Origin of the sequence: Shewanella avicenniae, from assembly GCF_017354945.1 — a bacterium.
Lineage (GTDB): Bacteria > Pseudomonadota > Gammaproteobacteria > Enterobacterales > Shewanellaceae > Shewanella > Shewanella avicenniae.
Genome location: NZ_CP071503.1, coordinates 2,353,938 through 2,372,089 on the forward strand (window position 1 = coordinate 2,353,938; position 18,152 = coordinate 2,372,089).

15 protein-coding genes are annotated in these 18,152 nt (G+C 47.6%); 10 read left to right on the top strand and 5 right to left on the bottom strand.

Features of this window, described 5'->3' with window-relative positions:
• Positions 1-11: 11 nt before the first annotated feature.
• On the bottom strand, positions 12-2,276 hold the full coding sequence (gene clpA / locus JYB87_RS10400; protein WP_207353437.1) for an ATP-dependent Clp protease ATP-binding subunit ClpA: 2,265 nt from the start codon (positions 2,274-2,276) through the stop codon (positions 12-14).
• A gap of 31 nt (positions 2,277-2,307) precedes the next feature.
• Positions 2,308-2,616, bottom strand: coding sequence for an ATP-dependent Clp protease adapter ClpS (clpS, locus tag JYB87_RS10405; protein ID WP_207353438.1), 309 nt, complete (start codon positions 2,614-2,616; stop codon positions 2,308-2,310).
• Positions 2,617-3,018: 402 nt separating this feature from the next.
• On the opposite strand from clpS, the gene cspD reads away from it, so the two are divergent.
• Positions 3,019-3,225, top strand: a complete 207-nt coding sequence (gene cspD / locus JYB87_RS10410) for a cold shock domain-containing protein CspD (RefSeq protein ID WP_207353439.1) — start codon at positions 3,019-3,021, stop codon at positions 3,223-3,225.
• 115 nt (positions 3,226-3,340) lie between these two features.
• Here the strand turns inward: cspD and JYB87_RS10415 are convergent, their stop codons facing one another.
• Positions 3,341-5,566, bottom strand: coding sequence for an NADP-dependent isocitrate dehydrogenase (locus tag JYB87_RS10415; RefSeq protein ID WP_207353440.1), 2,226 nt, complete (start codon positions 5,564-5,566; stop codon positions 3,341-3,343).
• Between the two features lie 295 nt (positions 5,567-5,861).
• Here JYB87_RS10415 and JYB87_RS10420 point away from each other — a divergent pair, with 295 nt between their 5' ends.
• From JYB87_RS10420 to JYB87_RS10445, 6 genes are all read left to right on the top strand, one after another.
• Entirely contained in the window at positions 5,862-6,527 is a 666-nt protein-coding gene (locus tag JYB87_RS10420) for an rRNA large subunit pseudouridine synthase E (protein WP_228729838.1), read from the top strand.
• A 24-nt stretch (positions 6,528-6,551) separates the two neighbouring features.
• Entirely contained in the window at positions 6,552-7,022 is a 471-nt protein-coding gene (locus JYB87_RS10425; RefSeq protein WP_207353442.1) for an NUDIX hydrolase, read from the top strand.
• 114 nt (positions 7,023-7,136) lie between these two features.
• Positions 7,137-8,252 carry a tRNA 2-thiouridine(34) synthase MnmA gene (gene mnmA / locus JYB87_RS10430; protein WP_207353443.1) on the top strand — a complete coding sequence of 372 codons (1,116 nt, stop codon included), beginning with the start codon at positions 7,137-7,139 and terminating at the stop codon, positions 8,250-8,252.
• Between the two features lie 8 nt (positions 8,253-8,260).
• Positions 8,261-8,878 carry a high frequency lysogenization protein HflD gene (gene hflD, locus JYB87_RS10435; RefSeq protein ID WP_207353444.1) on the top strand — a complete coding sequence of 206 codons (618 nt, stop codon included), beginning with the start codon at positions 8,261-8,263 and terminating at the stop codon, positions 8,876-8,878.
• Positions 8,879-8,903: 25 nt separating this feature from the next.
• Positions 8,904-10,274, top strand: coding sequence for an adenylosuccinate lyase (gene purB, locus JYB87_RS10440; protein WP_207353445.1), 1,371 nt, complete (start codon positions 8,904-8,906; stop codon positions 10,272-10,274).
• A 63-nt stretch (positions 10,275-10,337) separates the two neighbouring features.
• Positions 10,338-11,474 (top strand): cupin domain-containing protein, encoded by a 1,137-nt coding sequence (locus tag JYB87_RS10445; RefSeq protein WP_207353446.1) that lies wholly within the window; start codon positions 10,338-10,340, stop codon positions 11,472-11,474.
• Positions 11,475-11,543: 69 nt separating this feature from the next.
• Here JYB87_RS10445 and JYB87_RS10450 read toward each other — a convergent pair whose 3' ends face one another.
• Positions 11,544-12,149, bottom strand: coding sequence for a peroxiredoxin (locus tag JYB87_RS10450; protein WP_207353447.1), 606 nt, complete (start codon positions 12,147-12,149; stop codon positions 11,544-11,546).
• A gap of 280 nt (positions 12,150-12,429) precedes the next feature.
• On the opposite strand from JYB87_RS10450, the gene JYB87_RS10455 reads away from it, so the two are divergent.
• The 3 genes from JYB87_RS10455 (at position 12,430) to JYB87_RS10465 (ending at position 17,261) form a co-directional block, all read left to right on the top strand.
• Entirely contained in the window at positions 12,430-13,749 is a 1,320-nt protein-coding gene (locus JYB87_RS10455) for a Na+/H+ antiporter family protein (protein WP_207353448.1), read from the top strand.
• A 426-nt stretch (positions 13,750-14,175) separates the two neighbouring features.
• A complete protein-coding gene (locus JYB87_RS10460; protein WP_207353449.1) occupies positions 14,176-15,243 on the top strand; it encodes a carbohydrate porin in 1,068 nt (355 codons plus the stop codon).
• 11 nt (positions 15,244-15,254) lie between these two features.
• Positions 15,255-17,261: a methyl-accepting chemotaxis protein gene (locus JYB87_RS10465; RefSeq protein WP_207353450.1), complete on the top strand. Its 2,007-nt coding sequence runs from the start codon at positions 15,255-15,257 to the stop codon at positions 17,259-17,261.
• A 230-nt stretch (positions 17,262-17,491) separates the two neighbouring features.
• Here JYB87_RS10465 and upp read toward each other — a convergent pair whose 3' ends face one another.
• Positions 17,492-18,118 (bottom strand): uracil phosphoribosyltransferase, encoded by a 627-nt coding sequence (gene upp, locus JYB87_RS10470; protein ID WP_207353451.1) that lies wholly within the window; start codon positions 18,116-18,118, stop codon positions 17,492-17,494.
• Positions 18,119-18,152: the final 34 nt, after the last annotated feature.

Genomic DNA, 18,152 nt, shown 5'->3' on the forward strand with positions numbered 1-18,152 from the left:
CTCAACTCAGATTATGAAACTTTTTCCGGTGATTCGACCGAAATATCCAGCTCACCGTTGATCACATCAACCTTAGCTACGCCACCGAATTCCAACTTACCGAATAATATTTCATCGGCTAATGGACGTTTCAACATATCGGTCACCACTCGAGCCATTGGACGTGCGCCCATCGTCTTATCGTAGCCCTTCTCTGCCAGATAGGTTCGCGCTTCATCACTGACATCCAAGGTTACACCCTTAGCATCCAACTGCGCTTGCAGTTCGACCAAGAATTTATCAACGACCTTAGCGATAATTGTCATATCCAAACTGTTAAACCAAATGATGCTGTCGAGGCGGTTACGGAATTCTGGCGAGAATACGCGATTAATCTCACTCATTGCATCATGACTATGGTCTTGCTGTTTGAAGCCGATTGATTTTCTCACGGTTTCCTGAACACCCGCGTTGGTGGTCATGACTAACGTCACATGACGGAAATCCGCTTTTCGACCATTGTTATCGGTCAAGGTACCGTGATCCATCACCTGCAGCAGCAAGTTATAGATGTCAGGATGCGCTTTTTCGATTTCATCTAACAGCACCACACAATGTGGATTCTTAATCACCGCATCGGTGAGTAAACCACCTTGGTCAAAGCCAACATATCCTGGTGGCGCACCAATCAAGCGTGAAACAGTATGGCTTTCCATGTATTCCGACATATCAAAGCGCACCAATTTCATGCCTAAACAATTGGCCAATTGATTAGTAACTTCGGTTTTACCCACCCCTGTAGGCCCCGCAAACAGGAAACTACCAACAGGTTTGTTTTCGTTGGCCAAACCACTTCGCGCTAAGCGAATGGCAGCACTCAAGCTTTCAATAGCCTTATCCTGACCGAAGACCGTCATCTTCAGATTCCGCTCAAGATTCTTCAATGTATCTCGTTCAGTTGAAGACACTGTTTTTTCAGGAATGCGCGCCATCTTGGCAATCACAGCTTCAATTTCAGCTTCACCAATCGTTTTCTTGCGTTTGCTCAACGGCAACATAGCCATCCGCGCACCAGCCTCGTCAATGACGTCAATCGCCTTATCGGGCAAATGACGATCATTAATGTGGCGGTCGGACAAACGCGCCGCGGTTGCCAACGCCGCTTTGGTGTAACGGATATTGTGATGTTCTTCGTAGCGAGATTTCAGCCCTTCCAAAATCTTGGTGGTTTCCTCTACGCTCGGCTCATTGATATCAATTTTTTGGAAACGACGAGCAAGCGCACGATCTTTCTCAAAAATGCTTTGATACTCTTGGAACGTCGTTGAGCCCATACAACGCAATTTGCCACTGGATAGCAGCGGCTTCAACAGGTTGGACGCATCCATAACGCCGCCAGAAGCTGCGCCAGCGCCAATAATGGTATGGATTTCATCGATGAACAGAATGGCATTTTTATCCGCAGTCAGCTCTTTAAGAATATTCTTCAGCCGCTTTTCAAAATCACCACGATATTTCGTGCCCGCCAACAGTGCACCCATATCCAATGAGTAAACGGTGGCATCGCGAATAACGTCGGGCACTTCGTCAGAGACAATCCGGTACGCGAGACCTTCTGCAATCGCAGTTTTACCGACACCGGCTTCGCCGACTAACAACGGATTGTTTTTACGACGGCGACACAGAATTTGAATACTGCGCTCGATTTCGTCATGACGTCCAATCAATGGATCAATCTTGCCCTGCGCTGCTTGCTCATTAAGATTACTGGCGAACTGAGACAGCATGTTGCGCTCTTCAATCGCTTCAGTTTGTTCTTCTGACGCGTTCTCTTGCGAAGCATTATTTTCTGGCTCTTCGTTGTTACGCGCAAACCCATGGGAGATGTAGTTCACCACATCAAGGCGAGTTACATCATAACGACGCAACAAATAGACGGCTTGAGATTCCTGCTCACTGAAAATGGCCACCAGCACGTTAGCACCGGTCACTTCATTACGGCCAGAGGATTGAACGTGGAACACCGCACGCTGCAATACACGTTGGAAACCAAGCGTTGGCTGAGTTTCTCGTTCATCTTCAGGGTCGGCGATCAATGGCGTAGTTTGCGTAATGAAACTCGATATATCATCACGCAACTTCTCGATGTTGGCACCACAGGCTAACAACGCATCACGCGCGGCGGGGTTATCGATCAACGCTAACAGCAGATGCTCAACGGTCATATATTCATGACGAGCATCTCTGGCTTGTTGAAAAGCCAGATTCAACGTGACTTCAAGATCTTTATTCAGCATGTGCACCCCCTAACTTCAGTGATCGCTAAATTTACGCCTTCTCTAAGGAACACAGCAAAGGATGCTGATGTTGCCGAGCGAATTGATTTACCTGCGCGACTTTGGTTTCTGCTATCCCAAACGGGTACAGACCACAAACCGCTTTTCCTTGGTGATGTACCAACAACATAATGTCGGTCGCTTCCTCGTGGTTCTTATTGAAAAACAACTGCAACACCTCAACCACAAACTCCATAGGGGTATAGTCATCGTTGTTCAAAATCACCTTATACATCGGCGGTGGCTGCAGTTCTTGCTCAACACCGCTCTCCAGTTGCTCAATTTGACCGATTTTTCCCATAACTCAATACTAGTATCTGTATCACACTTCAACCAACCGAACCAATGTGATGAATCGATTAATTCGTGCGATTTTTCCGACTGATGTTGATTTCACTATACGATCAAGTTAACGAAATTGTCTAAAGCAATTAGCAGAACAAACCTGATAATTTTTCTGAATGGTCGTAAAAGCGCCCGAATTTCGTAGGTTTTGATTTACTTAAGGTTTTACTCAATTAAATTTATGCGAAGTTGTGCAGCCAACTATTATCCTTTAGTCTTAAGAATGTTGTGATTTTGTTAAACCCATCTTGACATCACCTAGCAAGGCTCGCATTCTGTACCCGATCAGTTGATATTTCGACCAACTAATAAACGAAGTATCGATGTATTGGGAGCAACAGTAGAAGGAAGTAGATGTATGGCAAGCGGAACTGTAAAGTGGTTCAACAACGCCAAAGGTTTTGGGTTTATCTGCCCAGATCAAGGTGGTGAAGACGTTTTTGCACACTATTCAACCATTGAGATGGATGGCTACAGAACTCTAAAAGCAGGTCAACCTGTTGAATTTGAAGTGGAGAAAGGTCCAAAAGGCATGCATGCCTCACAGATCTCTCCAGCCAAGTAAAGCACCAAGCAAATTTCTACTTGAAAGGCGGGTATTCCGCCTTTTTTTATGACTTATCGTTAACACGTCAACACAAGCACACCGCAGTTAACACTGCGATGTGCCGCATTCACACTTAATAAGCCATTAATTTATTTAATGTTGCACTCGGACGCATCGCCGCTGACGCTTTACCGCTTTCTGGACGATAATAGCCGCCCATATCCACTGCAGCGCCTTGAACACCATTGAGTTCAGCGACAATCTTGTCTTCTTGGGCAACTAGGGCGTCAGCCAATTCAACAAATGCCGCTTGCAGTTCGCTATCGGCACTCTGCTCAGCCAAGGCTTTTGCCCAGTACTGTGCCAAATAGTAGTGGCTGCCACGGTTATCAATCTGCCCCACTTTACGCGATGGCGACTTGTTATTGTCGAGGAATTCACCAATCGCTTTGTCCAAACAATCGGCCAACACTTGTGCTTTAGCATTACCCGTGGTTTGACTCAGATGCTCCAACGAAGCGCCTAACGCGAGAAACTCACCCAGCGAATCCCAACGCAGATGGTTTTCTTCTTCAAACTGTTGCACGTGCTTAGGTGCACTACCACCAGCGCCAGTTTCAAACAAACCACCGCCATTCATCAAGGGTACAATCGACAACATCTTCGCGCTTGTGCCCAATTCAAGAATTGGGAACAAGTCAGTCAGATAGTCACGCAATACGTTACCGGTGACCGAAATAGTATCTTGCCCAGCTTTCATACGCGTCAATGAGAAACGCGCAGCGTCTTCTGGTGACATAATATGAATTTCTAAGCCAGTGGTGTCTTCTTCTGGCAGATACGCTTTTACTTTGGCAATCACTTGCGCATCGTGGGCACGCTTTTCATCCAACCAGAATACGGCAGGAGTTGCTGACAAACGGGCACGGCGAACAGCCAATTTTACCCAATCACGTATCGGTGCATCTTTTGCCTGACACATACGCCAGATATCACCAGCAGCCACTTCATGTTGCATCAGCACTTCACCAGCGCTGTTCACCACTTTCACCATGCCTGCGGTTGGAATTTCGAAGGTTTTGTCGTGACTACCGTACTCTTCTGCTTTTTGTGCCATGAGGCCAACGTTAGGCACTGTGCCCATGGTAGCTGGATCAAACGCACCATGCTCTTTACAGAAGTTGATGGTTTCTTCGTAAACCCCTGCGTAGCAACGATCAGGAATCATTGCTTTCATGTCTTTCAACTGGCCATCTGGGCCCCACATCTGACCACCAGCACGAATTGCAGCAGGCATAGATGCATCGATAATGACATCGCTTGGTACGTGTAGGTTGGTGATACCTTTGTCGGAGTTAACCATCGCCAACGGCGGTTGGCTTTCGTATACCGCTGCAATATCAGCCTCGATTGCTGCTTTCTCTTCTGCAGGTAATTGCGCAATTTTGGCAACAACGTCACCAAAACCGTTCTTAACATCCACACCAAGCGCTTTAAATTTATCCGCATATTTCGCGAATAACGCTTTGTAGTAAGCTTTTACTGCCAGACCAAACATGATGGGATCAGAAACTTTCATCATGGTGGCTTTTAAGTGCAGCGACACCAATACATCTTGTGATTTCGCCGCCTCAATTTCACGCTCAAAAAATGCCTGCAATTGCGCAGCACTCATTACTGCCGAATCAATGATTTCACCGGCTTGGAGTTTCAGTCCAGCTTTCAATGTCACGACATCTCCAGCAGTAGGTTCAAGCACGATGTCAACGCTGTCAGCTGCGGCCAATGTCACAGACAACTCGCTGCCATAAAAATCGCCACTGTCCATATGTGCGACATGCGTCAGACTGTCTTTGCTCCAAGCACCCATTGAATGAGGATGTTTGCGCGCATAGTTTTTAACTGACAAAGGTGCGCGACGGTCTGAATTACCTTCACGTAGCACTGGGTTAACCGCACTGCCCTTAATTTTGTCGTAACGTGCTTTAGCATCTTTTTCTTCAGCAGTTACCGCATCGTCTGGATAATCAGGTAGGTCGTAACCTTTTGCTTGCAGCTCTTTGATGCAAGCCTTCAATTGCGGAATCGATGCACTGATATTCGGCAGTTTGATGATGTTAGCTTCTGGCTTAGTGGCAAGTTCGCCCAACTCAGCCAGATGATCACCAATACGTTGTGCGTCAGTTAAACGCTCAGGAAATGCGGCGATAACACGACCAGACAACGAGATATCACGGGTTTCGACCGCGATACCTGCTGGTTTTACGAAGGTTTGGATGATCGGCAACAATGACAAGGTAGCGAGCGCTGGAGCTTCATCTGTTTCCGTGTAGATGATAGTTGGGGTTTTCTCAGTCATTTTCAGTCCTATGCGTACTTGCAAGAAAGGAAGGTGGACCGCCCCCGCTCGAAATCCTTCGAATAATGTTAAATAATTTTTATATTCAATCAGTTAAACAAAGAATACCACTTTTCGCTAACGGGTTGCAGATCACATTTTGGCAAACATCATAGTGCATTCTTTGAAAGATTCAAATTCCGTACATTGCATTATCAGGGTAGACTATTGTCCGATTGATCCAGAATTTTTCTTAAAAGGCACTCGAATAGATTTAATGAGTAGCGCTCCTAAAAAGTTTAAACAGAACAAAGCAATGGCATTTCGAAAGCCAAATGCAGTCAATGCGGGTCGACAACCTCCTCGAACGGTCAAGTCAGCCAAGCCTAAGGTCAGCATGGCGGAAACCCGCGTCATTCTGTTAAACAAGCCATTTGATGTGTTGTGCCAGTTTACCGATGAACAAGGCCGAAAAACGTTAAAAGACTTTGTCTCAATCCCCAATATCTATGCTGCAGGCCGACTTGATCGTGACAGCGAAGGCTTATTGCTACTTACCAATAATGGGCAACTGCAGGCAAAACTCACCGAGCCGAAAAAGCATACCTACAAAACCTATTGGGTGCAGGTCGAAGGCGCAATTACAGCAGAAGCGATCAACGCATTGGAAAATGGCGTTGAGTTAAAAGATGGCATGACGCTACCGGCTAAAGTCGAGCAAATCGCTGAACCTGAGCTGTGGCAGCGCCATCCACCGATTCGTGAAAGGGCGAATATTCCCACCAGTTGGCTGGCAATTTCGATTCGTGAAGGACGTAACCGTCAAGTGCGCCGAATGACGGCCCATGTGGGTTTCCCAACCCTGCGGCTGGTGCGCTATGCCATCGGGTCGTTGACGTTGCAGCAATATGGTCAATGGATTAATAACGGGGAATACTGTGAGCTGTCAGCGCAAGAGATTGCGGCATTGCTGGCGGACTAAAGCCGATCATTAAGGAGTATTTCAGTGGAAGAGAAACTTCGTTATCGTCCCAACGTCACGGTGGCTTGTGTGATTGAAGCCAATCAACGCTATTTGATGGTGGAGGAGTTGATTGATGGACAACAAAAATTCAACCAACCCGCCGGCCATTTAGAAGCCCATGAAAGTCTGCTCATGGCCTGCGAACGGGAAATTTTAGAGGAAACGGGGCTTCGTCTGTCACCGGATGCACTCATCCGCATTGATCAGTTTTCGGCATCTACCGAACTCGCTTTTTTGCGGTTTACCTTTTGTTGTTCGCTACCAAGCACAATCGCAGCAAAGCCTGTTGACCCCGATATCACGGCAGCCCATTGGTTCAGTTATGAAGAAATTGTTGATCGTAGCGCCGCGTTACGCAGCCCGCTGGTGCTTGATACGATTGACGCGTATCGCCGTGGCCAACGCTTGCCGTTAGAAACACTAAATTCACGCTTTCTGACATTAGCCCCGTAGGCTGATGCGTGCTAGAATACGCGCCCTAATTAACGAAGGGATTGGTCGTCGCTGCAAACAGCGGCTGTTTTGACCATCTCTTATGTGTTTGCTGTTCAATGGTTGTTAGCATCTATGAATTTTACTGATCCCAATCCATCCACCAAAAAAGTCATCGTCGGTATGTCCGGTGGTGTTGATTCCTCCGTTTCAGCCTATCTGTTGAAGCAGCAGGGATACCAAGTGGAAGGCCTGTTCATGAAGAACTGGGAAGAAGACGATGACACCGAATATTGCTCAGCCGCAGAAGATCTTAAAGATGCGCAAGCTGTGTGCGATCGTTTAGGCATAAAACTGCATACTGTGAACTTTGCCGCCGAGTACTGGGATAACGTATTCGAATATTTTCTCGCCGAATACAAAGCGGGTCGCACTCCTAACCCAGACATTATGTGCAACAAAGAGATTAAGTTTAAAGCGTTTCTCGATTTTGCAGATGACATTCTTGATGCCGATTACATTGCCATGGGTCACTACGTTCGTCGTGGCGAACACAATGGCAAGCCTACCCTGCTGCGCGGGATCGACGGCAACAAAGACCAAAGCTACTTCTTATATACGTTGAGCCATGAACAGATTGGCCGTAGCTTGTTCCCCGTGGGCGATTTAGAAAAGCCGCGCGTGCGTGAAATCGCGCTGGAGCAAGGCTTAGTCACCGCTGCCAAAAAAGACAGCACTGGCATCTGCTTTATCGGCGAACGCAAGTTCACTGAATTCTTAAGCCGCTATCTGCCGGCGCAACCGGGCAACATTGAAACCGTGGATGGCGATGTAATTGGCGAACACCAAGGACTGATGTATCACACGCTCGGGCAACGTAAAGGCCTTGGCATTGGTGGCATGAAAGATAGCAACGATGATCCTTGGTATGTGGTTGATAAAGACGTTAAGCGCAACGTGTTGATTGTGGCTCAGGGCGGTCGTCATCCACGTTTGATGTCCAATGGTCTTATTGCCAATCAACTGCATTGGGTAGATCGTCAAGGGCCGGCGGATGGCAGTCGTATTACCCTGAAAACCCGCTATCGCCAAACCGACGTGGCTTGCCAGATTCACTATAATGCAGCTAACGAGATTGAAGTCATCTTCGATGAAGCAGTTGCGGCAGTGACACCCGGCCAATCTGCAGTATTTTACGATGGCGAAATCTGTCTTGGCGGTGGCATTATCGACCGTCTGATTAAAGAGTAAATTCTCGGATGGATACACTAGAAAACAGAACCATGGCATTGGCGGCGACCCTGCAGGCTATCGCGCAGGTGCAGTATATTGCCCGTCATGGTGAAACCGACGAAGCGCAATTAGCCGCAGCGCTAAAGAGCGTATTAGTGACCGAGCCTGACAGCATTGATGATATCTATCCCAACAAACAGGTAATGGCGAACGGTTTTCGTTGGGTGATCAATCAACTCGGTGACAATCATCAAAAAGATGTTGAAATTACCCGCTATTTGGTTGGTCTGCTGTCGTTAGAGCGCAAATTAAGCCGCAATAATGGCGCGTTAAACGTGTTATCCGAGCGCATCAATCAACTGCAGCGCCAACTGCAACATTTTCAAATTACTGACGACCAGATGATCAGTAACTTTGCCAGCATTTACAGTGATGTGATCAGTAATCTTGGGCCGAAAATCCAGATTTCAGGTAACCCTCACATGCTGAAACAAACATTAGTACAAAATAAAATCCGCGCCTTGCTGTTAGCTGCGATGCGCAGTGCCGTATTGTGGCGCCAACTCGGGGGCAAACGCCGCCAGCTGGTGTTTTCGCGTAAAGCGATTGTCGATACAGCCAAACAATTTCTTACCCTACACTAAAAACAAGTTCATCAAGGAGCTTACAATGGAACTTTCCGCACTGACTGCTATCTCCCCGGTTGACGGGCGCTATGGTAGTAAAGCCGCCGAGCTTCGGGGGATATTCAGCGAGTACGGTCTTACCAAATATCGCGTACAAGTAGAAATCAACTGGTTGAAGCTGTTATCAAGCTGCCCAGAAATTGAAGAAGTACCGCCATTCAGCGAACAAGCGCTGGCATTACTGGATAGCATTCGCGATAACTTCAGCGAAGCTGACGCTCAACGTGTGAAAACCATTGAAGCGACCACCAACCACGACGTTAAAGCGGTTGAATACTTCATCAAAGAAAAAATTGCTGATAATGCTGAACTGAGCGCAGTCGGTGAATTTGTTCACTTTGCTTGTACTTCAGAAGACATCAACAACCTGTCGCACGGCTTGATGCTGACTGAAGCGCGCGATCAAGTATTGCTGCCTTACCTGAACAAAATCCTTGATAGCGTTAAAGGGCTCGCACACAGCTACAAATCTGTGCCTTTGATGTCACGTACTCACGGCCAACCAGCGTCTCCATCTACCTTGGGTAAAGAGATGGCCAACGTTGCCGTGCGTTTAGAACGTCAAATCAAGCAAATCGCAGCTGTTGAAATCATGGGTAAAATCAATGGCGCCGTAGGTAACTACAATGCCCACTTGTCTGCCTACCCAGAAGTTGACTGGCACGCGCTGTCACAACGTTTTGTGACCAGCCTTGGTTTGAACTGGAACCCATACACTACCCAAATTGAGCCACACGACTACATCGCTGAACTGTTTGATGCCGTAGCGCGTTTCAACACCATTTTGATCGACTTTGACCGTGACATCTGGGGTTATATCGCGCTGGGTCACTTCAAACAAAAAACCATTGCCGGCGAAATCGGTTCATCCACTATGCCGCACAAAGTTAACCCAATCGACTTCGAAAACTCCGAAGGTAACTTGGGTATCGCAAACGCACTGATGCAACATCTGGCCAGCAAACTGCCGGTATCTCGTTGGCAGCGCGATCTGACCGACTCAACCGTATTGCGTAACTTGGGCGTTGGTTTTGCGCACTCACTGATCGCTTATCAAGCGACATTGAAAGGCATCAGCAAGCTGGAAGTGAACGAACAGCACCTGCGTGATGAATTGGACCACAACTGGGAAGTATTGGCTGAGCCAGTGCAAACCGTTATGCGTCGTTATGGCATCGAAAAGCCATACGAAAAACTGAAAGAATTGACTCGCGGTAAGCGTATTGATGGCCAGCAACTCGCGGTATTTATCGACAATCTGGAACTGCCAGAAGCGGTAAAAGCCGAGCTGAAACAGCTGACACCAGCCACTTACATCGGCCGCGCAGAAGCCTTTGTTGACGACTTAAAATAAGCGTCACATTCTATAATGAGGCGGTCACTGTTGGTGGCCGCCTTTTTCATTGCAGGAACCGTTATGTATCAACTCAACATCGATATTCAGGATTTTCTGAGCAACATCTGGCAAAAAAAACCGATGGTGTTCCGTCAAGCCTTTAAAGACTTTGCCGACCCGATTGCGGCAGACGAACTCGCTGGGCTTGCTTGCGAAGAAGAAGTCTCTTCTCGTATCGTCGTGACCCAAAATGAAGGTAAAGATTGGCAAGTCATCAATGGTCCATTTGAAGACTACGACCAATACGGCGAAGAAAATTGGCAGCTACTGGTACAGGCGGTGAACCACTGGTATCCAGACAGCCAACCGTTAGTTGAAGCATTTAGATTTCTGTCTGACTGGCGCTTTGATGATCTGATGGTGTCATTTGCCACCCCAGGTGGTGGCGTTGGCCCGCACATCGACCAATACGATGTGTTTATCATTCAAGGTGAAGGTCGTCGTCGTTGGACAGTGGGTGATATTGGCCAATACGAGCAACGTAACGGTAACCTCACCTCACCGTTGATTGAGAACTTCGTGCCTATCATCGACGAGATTCTTGAGCCGGGCGATATGCTCTATATTCCACCGGGCTTTCCGCATCAAGGGTTCACGCTCAGCTTGGCATTGTCTTATTCCATCGGGTTTAGAGCACCAAGTCAGCAAGAGTTGTTAACGCAGTTGGCCGACTATCTGATTGATGAAAACTTGGGCCATAAGCGCTTCACCTCATCGGAAGACAGGGTTGGCGCGGGTGTTGTCAGCGCTAATCAGCAGCAAGAGATGATGGCGCTGCTCAAGCAACTCGCTGAAGAGCCACAACATTATCAAACCATGTTGGGTAAGTTGCTCAGTCAAAACCGCTTTGAATTAGATATTTGCGAAAGTGAGCCCGTCACCGCAGAAGAACTTGCTGAGGCGATTGAAGAAGGTGCAGTGCTGCGCCGTATCGGTGGTCTAAAAGTATTGCGCTTAGAAAATGATAACCAACATCGCCTGTTCATTAACGGTAATGTTTTTAACTATGACGCAGCAGATGACAACCATGCACAGCGATTGGCCGATGACACTGAACTCAGTGGCGACACGCTAACCGCAATGACGCAATCAAGCCTGCAACCTATGCTGCTTACCTTGCTTGAACAAGGGATGTTCTATCTGGCAGAAGCTGAGTAACACCGCACATAGCGCAGCTACAAAAAAACCGCTCAATGGAGCGGTTTTTCATTTAAACGCAACGTCTAATTACAGGTCGTCAGCGTTTTCAGCCAGGTATGAAGCTACGCCGTCTGGGCTACCTTGCATACCTTTATCACCTTTCTTCCAACCTGCTGGACAAACTTCGCCGTGCTCTTCGTGGAATTGCAGTGCGTCGATCATACGCAGCATTTCATCGATGTTACGACCCAATGGCAGATCGTTAACCACTTGATGACGTACTACGCCTTCTTTGTCGATCAGGAATGAACCACGGAACGCAACACCCGCTTCTGGATGTTCAACGTCGTAGGCTTTACAGATGTCGTGACGAGTATCAGCCACCAAAGTGTATTTCACTTGGCCAATACCACCCTTGTCGACTGGGGTGTTACGCCATGCGTTATGGGTAAACTGAGAGTCGATAGAAACACCGATAACTTCAACACCGCGCTTTGTGAATTCTTCTAAACGGTGATCAAAGGCGATCAGTTCAGAAGGACATACAAAGGTGAAGTCCAGTGGGTAGAAAAATACAACCGCTGGTTTACCTTTAATAGCGGTAGCCAGGTTAAAGCTGTCTACGATTTCGCCTGAACCCAGCACAGCTGCCGCTGTAAAATCGGGAGCCGGACGGCCTACTAATACGCCCATTTTCTTTCCTCCATCTATGGATTGAGCAGTGATAAAAAGATTCCGTTTTAACTACTCAAGCATTATAGGCTGTGCTTGCATAGAGACAACCTATTTTATGATCTACATCACTCTTTTAGCTGAATATTCAAACGATTGATTAATCACCAGCGTGCTAATAGAGCAATTGCAGCATCGTCACTCCCAACGCTTTTTTGCTACAGAATGTTAACTTAGTGCTAGACAGCGCTAGCCGGCTTGCAGACAATGTCGTTTCTTAAAAATAACGATAAAATTCAATATGAATGCAGTAGTCATTGCCGTGTGCCTTATGCTGGCGCTCAGTATCGCCCGTATTAACGTGGTTATTGCGCTGACCATCAGCGCTGTTGTTGCAGGTTTAGTCGGCGGCTTAGATATCGATCAAACCGTGGCCGCCTTTAACGATGGACTTGGTGGCGGTGCGCAAATTGCCTTGAGTTATGCGCTACTCGGTGCCTTTGCCGTGGCGCTATCTCATTCAGGGCTGACCAATGCCATCTCCTCGTCGGTACTTAAACTCCTCGGCAAAGAGCAACAGCAAAGCAACCTCAAGCTTGTTCGCTTTACCTTGGTGGCCGCGCTGGTAGCCATGTCGATGAGTTCACAAAATATCTTGCCGATCCACATCGCCTTTATTCCGATTTTAATCCCGCCGCTGCTGCAGCTAATGACGCGACTCAAAATGGATCGCCGTTTGGTTGCCTGTGCCCTAACCTTTGGTTTGGTCACCACCTACATGGTGTTACCGGTCGGCTTCGGTGGAATCTTCTTGAATGATATATTGCTGACGAATCTCAATAAAAATGGTTTGTCGATTAGCTCCGCCGATGTGCCAGGTGCCATGCTCATTCCTGCGGTGGGGATGATATTAGGTTTACTGATTGCGGTGTTTATTAGCTATCGTAAACCGCGGGAATATCGCGAACATACCGAGTTTTCGCCAACGGAAGTCAGTAAAGTCGGCAAAAAAGATATGCTGATCGCCATAGTGGCGATTGTGGCGACATTAGCAGTGCAGCTGCGCACAGATTCAATGATCTTTGGTGCGCTTATTGGCTTTATCATTTTTAGTTTTTCTGGGGCTCTGAAACAGGTCGATAAAGACGATGTGTTTACCCGTGGCACCAAAATGATGGCCAGTATCGGCTTTATTATGATTGCCGCCAGTGGCTTCGCGGCGGTAGTGAACGCCACAGGTGAAGTGGCCACGTTGGTCAATACGCTGGGCGATTTGATTGGTGACAACAAAGGCTTAGCGGCATTTTTAATGTTGTTAGTGGGCTTATTAATCACCATGGGAATTGGCTCATCCTTTTCCACTATACCAATTATTGCCACTATCTATGTGCCACTGGCACTGCATTTTGGCTTTTCGCCAATTGCCGTTGTGGCATTGGTGGGGACAGCAGCAGCGCTGGGCGATGCAGGTTCGCCAGCATCAGACTCCACCCTCGGCCCAACGGCAGGGTTGAATGCTGATGGTCAGCATGATCATATTCGTGACAGCGTGATCCCAACCTTTATTCACTACAACATTCCGTTGCTGATTTTCGGCTGGATTGCCGCCATGGTGTTGTAAACTCCGTTATTAGTTTATGCGGCTTGTTAAGCGTGCGAGTTCATTATGCCAGTCAGTGACCCTGACTGGCTTTTTCTTAGAGGCTTAGTTTTTTCATCTCGCGGCAGCGTGCTGATGAATCATATGTGCGCGGCAAAGCTCAACCTGTATCGCTTCGCCGCTTATCGCTGAACTGAATAGCCAAATCACAACAGAATGTTGCTAAAAAACGTGCAACATTGTCACTTTGTTATTGAGGCGCTACCCATGATGGCACCTACTGCCAAGGGAATCCGCACACTACACGCTGGTTAGTGCGCTATCTCTGTAACTGAACCGATTTTGCGCGGTTTCATGTCACCGAAAAATCACGCTATAGTTGAGCAATTTGCAGGGTTATCACTCCTTGACTACAGTTTAGAAATTCAGCCCCCACTAGCTTCACTTATGACTCCGTTGCTACGCACCTTTTATGCAGCTTCATTGTCAGTAATGACCTCTGTTTGTTTTGCCGATGACACAGAAAACGGCTTTGTTCCGTTTGCGGCGATCGTTATCGATAACTCGCAAGTCGTTAGCGGTGGGCTGGAACGCGGTTTTACATCACGCTTTTTGGTTGATGGCGGCTTTGAGTTCAATCACGGCCAACATTTTATTTTTGCCGATCTACAACTTCAGCGCGGTGATGATGGGTCGGCAATGACTGGCGATGCTCAAGCCTATTCCAATATTGATGAAGCCGATTTTACCAAGCTATATCAACTCAATTATTACGTCAGTTTTTCGCGGGGGTTCTTGCGCGTAGGTCGACATGATGCCAACGAAGAGTTTGCTAACACCCTTGCAAGTGACGGCTTTATTAATGCTTCAATGGGGTTTAGCCCAACCATTGCAGCCCTTCCCACCTACCCTTATCCAGCACTGACGCTGCATGGCGGCATTAACATTTCAGAACAATTTGAGTTGGTGGGTGGTGTGTATGCATCCGGCTCTTCCAGCCGATTTGACGAGCAGTTTTATATTGCAGAATTACGTACTGCAATCACATCAAGTTTACTGCTTAAAACCGGTGTCTGGTTGGACACGAATTCAGTGGTGGATGATACCGAACAGCGCGTTGCTAATAGCAGTCACGGTGTTTATAGCACACTCGATACCGACGTTGGCAAGCTGAGTTGGTTGGGAGGAACGCAAGCAGACCACTTCATTCAACTGGGGTACACCCACCACCACTACAGCGAGATTGATTTCCATGCAGGCATGGGAATTAGGCTGACCGAACTCTTCGGCAGAGAAGATCAAAATGCCGGAGTTGGCATTACGGCGGTGCGGATGCGGCAGCAAACTGGCGAGTTTATCGGATGGGAGTCCACACTGGAACTGTACTGGCAAGTGATGATCCATGATCAGGTTATGTTGCAGCCAGACGTACAATTTATTCAACACCCGTCAGGCGTAACCGATATTGATGATGCGTGGGTAATAACATTACGCATTGAAGTAAGTGCTTTTTAAGGAGTACAAACATGACGTTATCAAATAAAGCGTCGTTGGGTTTAGCGTTAATGGCAGTCACCATCATCTTGATCGCCGCCGTCGGCTATTATGGCATTAATCGTCTTAGCAATACGCTGGAGTATGTCGTCGGTCCAGCATGGAACTCGGCGGACGGCGCCATGGAAACCACCATTGAAATACAAAAGCAGGTTCTTCAGATAGAAAAGATGTTAGCAGGCAAGCCATTAGACAACGCATCACATCAAGAGAGCAAAAAAGCAGCCGCTGACGCGGTTGGCCGCCTTGAAAAAAGCGGTCTGGTGCCCTCCGATATAGTGGCAAAGTTAACCGAGGCACGCAGAGATTGGCATACGCACGAAAACCGTTTAATCACCCAATATCAGCAGTTTGCCAGCTCACGAAATGAATTTAGGAATGTGACCGCAAGTTTGGTGACGCTGCTTGAAGAGATTGAAGCGCAAGGCGATGCCGCCGTAGAAACGCTGGAAAAGAATCCGGATACCATGATCAGTTGGAACAGTGGTCTAAGCGCAAAATGGCAGGCTGCCGATGGCGGCATGGAAGCAACCATCGGATTATTACAGCAATTGTATCTGCTTGAGCGACTGCTCAGAGTAGAAGATCCCAGCACCGCGGAAGCGGAATTATCCCAAGCGGCTACCTTTATGGATGAGGCGATCGACGGGATGTTGCAGACAAATTCCTTTGCTATTCCATCGACTACAATCCCCGGCAAATCCCAAGCCGAAGCGCTCAATCAGCAAGTCAGTCATTTTAAACAACTATTGGCACAAGTCGTTGCAGAGTTTAAAACCTACATGCAATCCAATATTGAGTATCAAGCGTCAACCAATGCGCTGCTAACGCTGATGGAACACGTTGAAGGAACGGCTGATAGCAAGGTCGACGAGCAAGTTAAGCTGAGTGAAGGGACAATCAACTCGGTGTACAGCTTAATGACCGCCGTATTTATCGCAGGGCTCATTATGGCGGGCTTTCTTGCGCTCATGACCCGCAAAATGATTATGTCACCGTTAATTGCCATTACCGAGCGTATTCACAATATTGCTATGGGTGATGGTGATTTAACCAAACGTACAGGGCTTAATCGTGAAGATGAAATTGGAGATTTATCTCGCTATGTAGACCAATTTATTGAACGGCTACAAAGCATGATTTCAAAAATTAAGCATAACGGCTTGACCATTCGCGAGCTGGTAAGTCGCACCGGTAGCAGCGCTGACGTAATTAATGGCAGCTCAGAAAAAACCGCACATCAGGCGGATGAAGTCGCCGTTGCCAGCGAACAGATGTCCCAAGTTTCTAGCGAAATTGCCTCCAGTTGTGTGCGAGCAGCAGACAGTGCGGAGCAAGCCAGTCAACTGGCAAACATTGGCCAACAGCGTGTTGAGGATACCGTTAGCAGTATGCGGGCCATCACCGAGCGAGTCACGGCCAGTTCGGAGTCAATTGGCTCTTTAAAATCACAGGCTGGTAAAATTGGTGAAATTGTATCAGTGATTGCAGGCATCTCTGAGCAAACCAATTTGCTGGCATTAAACGCCGCGATTGAAGCCGCTAGAGCCGGAGATCAAGGCCGTGGATTTGCGGTAGTGGCCGATGAAGTCCGTACGTTGGCACAACGTACAGCAGAATCGACCAAAGAGATTACCGACGTGATTAGAGCGATCCAAGAACAGACCAATCAATGTTTTACCCTAATGGAAAGCTGTGTGGGTGAAGTTCAGGATGGGATGACCAAATCTGCAGACGCCGGCAAATCACTGGCAGAAATTCGGCATCAGATGGCGGAGTTATCAATGATGATCACTCAAATCTCAACCGCAACTGAACAGCAAACCGTGACGATTGCGGAAATATCATCCAAAGTGCAAACCATTGCGACACTGGCACAACAATCCAATATTGACGCGCGCCAAAGCAGAGATTTTGTACATAAGTTGAATGACAGCAGTGATGAACTGGACGGCGAACTGGCACAATTTACCGTTTAGCAGGAATGAAGCGGTTGGTTGTTAGGCGTGTTAAGCGGCATTGCGGCAGCATAGCACCCTTGCATATCGCTGCAAAATTCAACGCTTGTGTCTGTCACATAAGCGAGATCTCTCGTTTCAACAAACCGCATCGTCCGAACCGGTAGCTTTTGGATGCCAATAAAAATGCCAGTCAGTTAAGCTGACTGGCATAACGCTACTGCGGCACTTATTCGAATACGTTTGAAAATTTATTTGGTACCGAAAATCTTGTCACCAGCATCACCGAGGCCTGGCAGAATATAGCCGTGTTCATTCAAACAACGGTCTACTGAGGCACAGTACAGTTCAACATCAGGATGAGCGGCTTCTAACGCTTTAATCCCTTCTGGCGCAGCAACCAACACTAAGGCTTTGATATTGCAACAACCACGTTGCTTCAACAGGTCGATGGTCGCAATCATTGAACCACCGGTTGCCAGCATTGGATCAACCACCAATGCCAAACGCTCTTCCAATCCGCTGGCAAACTTTTCAAAGTAAGGCACCGGCTCAAGCGTTTCTTCATCACGATACATGCCAACAACAGAAATGCGAGCACTTGGAATATTTTCTAACACACCATCCATCATACCAAGGCCGGCACGTAGGATAGGAACGACGGTGACCTTCTTCCCTTTGATCTGCTCAACTTCCACAGGACCATTCCAACCTTCAATGGTCACTTTTTCTGTCATTAAATCCGCTGTTGCTTCGTAGGTTAAAAGACTGCCCACCTCAGAAGCCAGTTCACGAAAACGTTTGGTGCTGATATCGCCTTCACGCATCAAACCGATTTTGTGACGAACTAACGGGTGTTTAACCTCAACAACTTTCATGGTAACTCTCCTGAACTATCTCGCGGGTTTGGGC